Genomic DNA, 7814 nt, shown 5'->3' on the forward strand with positions numbered 1-7814 from the left:
CCGGGCCGCCCCGGGGGCGCCCCGGCGGGGGGGCCCGCGCCCCCCCCCACCGCCCGCGGGCCCCGGGGCCCCCAACCCCCCGGGGGGGCCCGTCCATTCCGTCCGTGGACGGCGAACTGACCGGGGGTCAGGATCCGACCGGGGTCAGTCCTCCTCGGCCAGGGTCAGCTCGACGCCGCCGGTGAAGCCGGCCGCCGCGTTGTAGATGAACGCCGAGAGCGTGGACAGCGCCGTCAGCAGGACGACGTCGACCACGGCGATCAGCGAGGTGAAGGTCATCACCTTGCCGAAGCCCACGTAGTCCATCAGGTTGAGGCCGCCGGCGCTGTCCGAGCCGGTGACGTCCTTGAGGGTCTTGGTCAGCGAGTCGAAGACGCCGAGCGAGTCCAGCGTCATCCACAGCACCGCCGCGGCCACGATGATGATGATCCCGACCGCCAGCGACAGCAGGAAGCTGACCTTCATCACCGACCACGGGTCGACCTTGGTCACCCGCAGCCGGGCCTTGCGGGTCCGGCCGAGGCCGACACCGGCGGCCGCCGCGGGGGCGGCCGGGGCGGCCGGTCGGCGCGCCGCGCCCGGGACGGGCGTGCCGCCGGGCGGGGTGTTGCCGCTGGTCCGGGTGCCCCGGGCCGGGGTCGGCTGCCCCTTGGCATAGGTGGTCGGCTGCGAGAATCCGCTCGCGCCCGGCGCCGGAGCGCCCGGCGGCGGGGGCGTCTGCCCGCCGTAGGTCGCGCCGCCCTGCCCCGCCCCGCCGACCGGTGGCATCAGCGAGGTGGACGCGGCCGAGTGCTCGGCCGGCGGCTGCTGCGCGCCGTACCCACCCCCGCCCTGCGCGCCCGGACGGCCGCCGGAGGGCCCTCCCGCAGCACCCGTGGCTCCACTCACCTGGTCCTCCCGCACTTCCCACCAGGACGGCGGCACCGTCCTGCTTCGTCACTCGTCATCCAGCGCCCGGCGGGATTGCCCGGAACTGGTGGGCGGCCGGTGCCGCCACGCCCTCTATCAGGACGCGACGGCACCGGCCCGTGGTTCGGTTCAGACCTCGGCGTCGCCGCCAGCCGTCGTCTCCGCACCCTCAGCCGTTTCGGTGGACGCGGTGTCCGCGACCTCGTCCTCCACCGTCTCCTCGTCCTCGGCTTCCGCGTTGCGGGCCATGCCCACGACCGCGTCGCGCTTACCGAGGTTGATCAGTTGGACGCCCATGGTGTCACGTCCGGTTTCACGAACTTCGGAAACCCTTGTGCGGATCACCCCACCCGAAAGGGTGATCGCCATGATCTCGTCGGTGTCGTCGACCACGAGCGCGCCGACCAGGGAGCCCCGGCCCTCGACGATCTTCGCCGCCTTGGTGCCGTAGCCGCCACGCCCCTGGACACGGTACTCGTCCACGGCCGTGCGCTTGGCGTACCCGCCGTCGGTCGCGGTGAACACGTACGTTCCCGGGCGGACGACGTTCATCGAGAGCATTTCGTCGTCCTCGCGGAAGGCCATGCCCTTGACGCCGGAGGTGGCGCGGCCGGTGGGCCGCAGCGCGTCGTCGGTCGCGGTGAAGCGGATCGACTGGGCCTTCTTGGAGACCAGCAGCAGGTCGTCCTCGGCGGAGACCAGCTCGGCGCCGATCAGCTCGTCGTCCCGGCCCTCCTCGTCCTGGCGCAGGTTGATCGCGATCAGGCCGCCGGAGCGCGGGGAGTCGTAGTCCTTCAGCGCGGACTTCTTCACCAGGCCGGCCCGGGTGGCGAGGACCAGGTAGGGCTTGTCCTCGTAGGTGCGCACGGCCATCACCTGGGCGATGTGCTCATCCGGCTGGAAGGCCAGCAGGTTGGCCACGTGCTGGCCGCGGGCGTCGCGCCCGGCGTCCGGGAGCTCGTAGCCCTTGGCGCGGTAGACCCGGCCCTTGTTGGTGAAGAACAGGATCCAGTTGTGGGTCGTCGTCACGAAGAAGTGGTCGACGATGTCGTCCTGCTTGAGCTGCGCTCCGCGCACGCCCTTGCCGCCGCGCTTCTGCGAGCGGTAGAGGTCGGAGCGGGTCCGCTTGACGTAGCCGCCACGGGTGATCGTGACGACGATGTCCTCCTCGGCGATGAGGTCCTCGATCGAGAGGTCGCCGTCGGACGGGATGAGGGTGGAGCGCCGCTCGTCGCCGTACTTCTCGACGATCGCGGTGAGCTCCTCGGAGATGATCTCCCGCTGGCGGGTCGGCGAGGCCAGGATCGCGTTGTACTCGTCGATCTTGCGCTGCAGCTCGTCGTGCTCGTCCATGATCCGCTGGCGCTCCAGGGCGGCCAGGCGGCGCAGCTGCATCTCCAGGATGGCGTTGGCCTGGAGCTCGTCGATGGAGAGCAGCCCCATCAGGCCGGTGCGGGCCGCGTCGGCGCTCGCCGAGGCCCGGATCAGCGCGATGACCTCGTCGATCATGTCCAGGGCGCGCAGCAGGGCGCGCAGGATGTGGGCGCGCTCCTCGGCCTTGCGCAGCCGGAAGGTGGTGCGCCGGACGATGACCTCGACCTGGTGGTTGACCCAGTGCCGGATGAAGGCGTCCAGCGACAGCGTGCGCGGCACGCCGTCGACCAGGGCCAGCATGTTGGCGCCGAAGTTGGTCTGCAGCTCGGTGTGCTTGTAGAGGTTGTTCAGCACGACCTTGGCGACGGCGTCGCGCTTGAGCACGACCACCAGGCGGGTGCCGGTGCGGGACGAGGACTCGTCGCGGACGTCGGCGATGCCGGCGACCCTGCCGTCCTTGACCAGGTCGGCGATCTTCAGCGCGAGGTTGTCCGGGTTGACCTGGTACGGCAGCTCGGTGATCACCAGGCACTGGCGGCCCTGGATCTCCTCGACCTCGACCACGGCGCGCATGGTGATCGAGCCGCGGCCGGTGCGGTAGGCGTCGTCGATCCCGCGGTGGCCGACGATCAGCGCGCCGGTGGGGAAGTCGGGGCCCTTGATCCGCTCGATCAGGGCTTCGAGCAGCTCCTCGTTGGAGGCGTCCGGGTGCTCCAGCGCCCAGAGCGCGCCGGAGGCGACCTCGCGCAGGTTATGCGGCGGGATGTTGGTGGCCATGCCGACCGCGATGCCGGTGGCACCGTTGACCAGCAGGTTGGGGATGCGCGCGGGCAGGACGGTCGGCTCCTGCGAGCGGCCGTCGTAGTTGGACGCGAAGTCGACGGTGCCCTCGTCGATGTCGCGCATCATCTCCATGGCGAGCGGCATCATCTTGCACTCGGTGTAGCGCATGGCCGCGGCCGGGTCGTTGCCCGGGGAGCCGAAGTTGCCGTTGCCGTCCACCAGCGGCATCCGCAGCGACCACGGCTGGGCCAGGCGCACGACGGTGTCGTAGATGGAGGTGTCGCCGTGCGGGTGGTAGTTGCCCATGACGTCGCCGACGACGCGGGCGCACTTGTAGTAGCCCTTCTCGGGGCGGTACCCGCCGTCGTACATCGCGTAGAGCACGCGTCGGTGCACCGGCTTGAGGCCGTCACGGACCTCGGGGAGCGCCCGGCTGACGATCACGCTCATCGCGTAGTCGAGGTACGAGCGCTGCATCTCGGTCTCGAGCTCGACCGGCTCGATCCGCATGGTCACCTGGGCGGTGGCCTCGGCGGCTGTGGGGGTCTCGGGCTGTTCGCCTTCGGGACGGTTGTCGTCGACCACTGGTGGTCAGTTTCCTTTCACGCGGACTGGTACGTGGTTTCGCTGCCGGTCGGGCGGCGTCACACGTCCAGGAAGCGGACGTCCTTGGCGTTGCGCTGGATGAAGGAGCGGCGTGCCTCGACGTCCTCGCCCATCAGCACGGAGAACAGCTCGTCGGCGCGAGCGGCGTCCTCCAGGGTGACCTGGAGCAGCAGCCGGTGCTCGGCGTCCATGGTGGTGACCCGGAGCTCCTCGGCGTTCATCTCGCCGAGGCCCTTGAAGCGCTGGATCGCGTCGTCCTTGGGCAGCCGGCGCCCGGCCTCGACCCCGGCCGCGATGACCGCGTCGCGCTCGCGGTCCGAGTAGGCGTACTCGAAGTCGTCCTTGCCCCACTTGATCTTGTACAGCGGCGGCATGGCGAGGTAGACGTACCCGGACTCGACCAGCGGCCGCATGAAGCGGAACAGCAGGGTGAGCAGCAGGGTGCGGATGTGCTGCCCGTCGACGTCGGCGTCCGCCATCAGGACGATCTTGTGATAGCGGAGCTTGGAGTCGTCGTAGTCCTCCTGGATGCCGCAGCCGAAGGCCGAGATCAGCGCCTGGACCTCGGTGTTCTGCAGCACCTTGTCGATCCGGGCCTTCTCGACGTTCAGGATCTTGCCGCGGATCGGCAGGATGGCCTGGGTGCGCGGGTCGCGGCCCTGCTTGGCCGAGCCGCCGGCGGAGTCACCCTCGACGATGAAGATCTCGCACTCGGCCGGGTCCTTGGACTGGCAGTCGGAGAGCTTGCCCGGCAGCGAGGCGGACTCCAGCAGGCCCTTGCGGCGGGTGAGGTCGCGGGCCTTGCGGGCGGCGACGCGCGCGGTGGCGGCCTGGATGGACTTGCGGATGATGTCCGAGGCCTCGTTGGGGTTGCGGTCCAACCAGTCGTTGAGGTGCTCGTGGACGACCTTCTGGACGAAGGTCTTCGCCTCGGTGTTGCCGAGCTTGTCCTTGGTCTGGCCCTCGAACTGCGGCTCGCCGAGCTTGACCGAGATGATCGCGGTCAGGCCCTCGCGGATGTCCTCGCCGGAGAGGTTGTCGTCCTTCTCCCGGAGCAGCTTCTTGTCCCGCGCGTAGCGGTTGACCAGGCCGGTCAGCGCCGCGCGGAAGCCCTCCTCGTGGGTACCGCCGCCGTGCGTGTGGATGGTGTTGGCGAAGCTGTAGACCCCCTCGGTGTAGGAGGAGTTCCACTGCATCGCGATCTCCACCGAGATCGCCCGGTCCTTGTCCTCCGCCTCGAAGTCGATCACCGAGGGGTGGATCACCTCGCCCTTGCGGGAGTTGAGGTGGGCGACGAAGTCGGCGATGCCGCCGTCGTACTTGTACGTGACGGTGAGCGGCTTGCCCTCCTCGTCCACGTGCTCGGGGCGCTCGTCGGTCAGCGAGATGGAGAGGCCCTTGTTGAGGAAGGCCATCTCCTGGAAGCGCCGGGACAGCGTCTCGAAGGAGTAGACCGTGGTCTCGAAGATCTCCGGGTCGGCCCAGAAGGTGACGGTCGTACCGGTCTGCTCGGAGCCCTCGTGCGTGGCCAGCGGCGCGGTCGGCGCACCGGCCTTGTACTCCTGGGTGAAGCGCGAGCCGTCGCGGTGGATCTCCACCGCCAGGCGGGTGGACAGCGCGTTCACGACCGAGACGCCGACACCGTGCAGACCGCCGGAGACGGCGTAGCCGCCGCCGCCGAACTTGCCGCCGGCGTGCAGGACGGTGAGCACGACCTCGACGGCCGGCTTCTCCTGGCCGGGGACGATGTCGACCGGGATGCCACGGCCGTTGTCCACCACCCGGACCCCGCCGTCGGCGAGGAGCGTGACGTCGATGGTGTCGGCGTACCCGGCCATCGCCTCGTCGACGGAGTTGTCCACCACTTCCTGCACCAGGTGGTGCAGGCCCCGCTCGCCGGTGGAGCCGATGTACATGCCGGGGCGCTTGCGGACGGCGTCGAGGCCTTCCAGCACCTGGATGTTGCTACCGGTGTAGGAAGCCTGGTCGGTCTGGTCTGGGGTCTGGCTGGGGTTGCCGGAATCGGCCACGAAGCGCCCTCTCTGGCACAGCACGGGCCGCATTCCCGCCCCGTGTGGGCGGGCGTGCGACCACGGCGTTTAGACTCGGTTGCCACTAGCAACAGTGTTTGGCTCTCAGTCTACCGGTACGACTGACAGAGATGGGCGTTTGGCAGCCCTTGAAGGCAGATATGCCGCCCTGAATCCCCTCTGGACATGTCCCGATACTCGCCCGGGGGGCCCAGAGCGCCTGGAAGGGCTGTCAGGGGTTCCGGAAGATCGTGGTCCGCTCCACGCCCTCGACGGCGGGCCGGCAACCCGGTCAGCCCCAGGTGTCGCCCGGCCCCTTGCTTCCCGGAGCGCGCAGCCGGCCGTAGCCGCGGGCGGGCGCCGCCGGGCCCAGCACCTTGATGGTGCGGACCGTGCCGTGGCCCAGCTCATGGTTCAGGCGGGCCACCAACTGCCTTGCCAGCCACCGTAGTTGGGTGGCCCATGCGGTGGAGTCGCACTGCACGGTGAGCACCGCGGCGGCGTCGTCGTAGGAGGAGGGGTGGCAGTGCGCGGCGATGTCCGGGCCGACGATCTGGGGCCAACGGCCCATCACCCCGCCGACCGCGGCCGAGGACTCCCAGCCCCGTTCGGTCAGCAGCCGGTTCAGCGCCGCCCCCAGCGGGACCGGGTCGCGGCCGTCCGACCGGGCTCCGCTGCGCAGGCCGTGCCGCTTCGCCTCACGCTTCTCCCGGACCTGCTCGCCGCGCTGCCGCGCCTGGGCCCGGGCCGCCCGCAGCGCCGAGCGGGCGAGGTCGGCGCCGGTCGGCGCCGCGTCGCCCGGCTGGGGGGAGTGCTCCGCCGGCTCGCTCACGGCGATCTCCTTTCCCCAGCCTGTGGACAACGGTCGCGGACGCGCGCCGGTGAGCCGTCCAGCCTACGGGAGTGCCCGGACGGCGGTTGCGAAGGTGCGGGGGGAGTCAGGCGTCGATCCGGCGGACGGCGCCGTCGGCGACCGCGAACCGGGCGCCGGCCAGCGCCTTCGGCACGTCCTCGGCGACCGCCGCGGTGACCAGCACCTGCTCGCCGTCGGCCACCAGTTCGGCCAGCCGGTCCCGGCGGGCCGCGTCCAGCTCGGCGAACACGTCGTCCAGGATCAGCACCGGCTCGCCGCCGTCGGCGCGCAGCAGCTCGTACGAGGCCAGCCGCAGCGCCAGCGCGAACGACCAGGACTCGCCGTGGCTCGCGTAGCCCTTGGCGGGCAGCGGGCCGAGGCTGAGCACCAGCTCGTCGCGGTGCGGGCCGACCAGGGTGATGCCGCGGTCCACCTCCTGCTTGCGGACCGTCGCCAGCGCGTTCAGCAACTGCTCCTCGGCCTGCTCGCGGCTGGTCGGCAGCCCGCCCTCGAAGGAGCTGCGGTACTCCAGGACGGTGTCGCCGCCGCCCGGGGCCAGCTGCCCGTACGCGGCCGCCACCAACGGCTGGAGGGAAGCCACCAGCTGGATCCGGAAGGCCGTCAACTCGGCTCCGGCCCTTGCCAGATGGCCGTCCCAGACCTCCAGGGTGGAGAGGTCGGCGCCCTTGCCGCCACCGGCCCGGCGGGCCATCGCGGCGGTCTTCAGCAGGGCGTTGCGCTGCTTGAGGACCCGCTCGTAATCCTGCCGGACCCCGGCCAGCCGGGGGGCCCGGGCGGTCAGCAGCTCGTCCAGGAAACGGCGGCGCTCACCCGGGTCGCCCTTGACCAGACTGAGGTCCTCGGGGGCGAACAGGACAGTCCGCAGCAGGCCCAGCACGTCGCGCGGGCGGACGTTGTCGGAGCGGTTGATCCGGGCCCGGTTGGCCTTGCCCGGGGTCAGCTCCAGCTCGACCAGGGTGGTGCGGCCGCGGTCCACCACCGAGGTGCGGACCACCGCCCGCTCGGCGCCCAGCCGGATCAGCGGGGCGTCGGTGGCGACCCGGTGGCTGCCCAGTGTGGCGACGTAGCCGATCGCCTCGACCAGGTTGGTCTTGCCCTGGCCGTTGGGCCCGACGAAGGCCGTCACGCCCCGGTCGTGGGGAACCTCGACCCCGGCGTACGACCGGAACTCGGCGAGCGACACAATCGCGTCGTGCATTGCGGTGGACTGCGCGCGCCGTCAGGGGTGGTGGGGGGTA

Annotated in this window: 5 protein-coding genes; all 5 read right to left on the minus strand. The window is 71.1% G+C overall.

The features are described 5' to 3' along the window. Nucleotides 1-144 precede the first annotated feature (144 nt). Nucleotides 145-888 carry a DUF3566 domain-containing protein gene (locus tag ACFV6I_RS35385; protein WP_244293408.1) on the minus strand — a complete coding sequence of 248 codons (744 nt, stop codon included), beginning with the start codon at nucleotides 886-888 and terminating at the stop codon, nucleotides 145-147. 150 nt (nucleotides 889-1038) lie between these two features. Next, nucleotides 1039-3651, minus strand: a complete 2613-nt coding sequence (gene gyrA, locus ACFV6I_RS35390; RefSeq protein WP_063348457.1) for a DNA gyrase subunit A — start codon at nucleotides 3649-3651, stop codon at nucleotides 1039-1041. A 59-nt stretch (nucleotides 3652-3710) separates the two neighbouring features. Next, a complete protein-coding gene (gene gyrB / locus ACFV6I_RS35395) occupies nucleotides 3711-5726 on the minus strand; it encodes a DNA topoisomerase (ATP-hydrolyzing) subunit B (RefSeq protein WP_063348458.1) in 2016 nt (671 codons plus the stop codon). Nucleotides 5727-5994: 268 nt separating this feature from the next. Beyond that, nucleotides 5995-6534: a DUF721 domain-containing protein gene (locus ACFV6I_RS35400; protein WP_063348459.1), complete on the minus strand. Its 540-nt coding sequence runs from the start codon at nucleotides 6532-6534 to the stop codon at nucleotides 5995-5997. Between the two features lie 106 nt (nucleotides 6535-6640). Then, on the minus strand, nucleotides 6641-7774 hold the full coding sequence (recF, locus tag ACFV6I_RS35405) for a DNA replication/repair protein RecF (protein WP_380429994.1): 1134 nt from the start codon (nucleotides 7772-7774) through the stop codon (nucleotides 6641-6643). Between the last annotated feature and the right edge of the window lie 40 nt (nucleotides 7775-7814).

It is taken from the genome of Kitasatospora sp. NPDC059803 (assembly GCF_042732255.1).
Lineage (GTDB): Bacteria > Actinomycetota > Actinomycetes > Streptomycetales > Streptomycetaceae > Kitasatospora.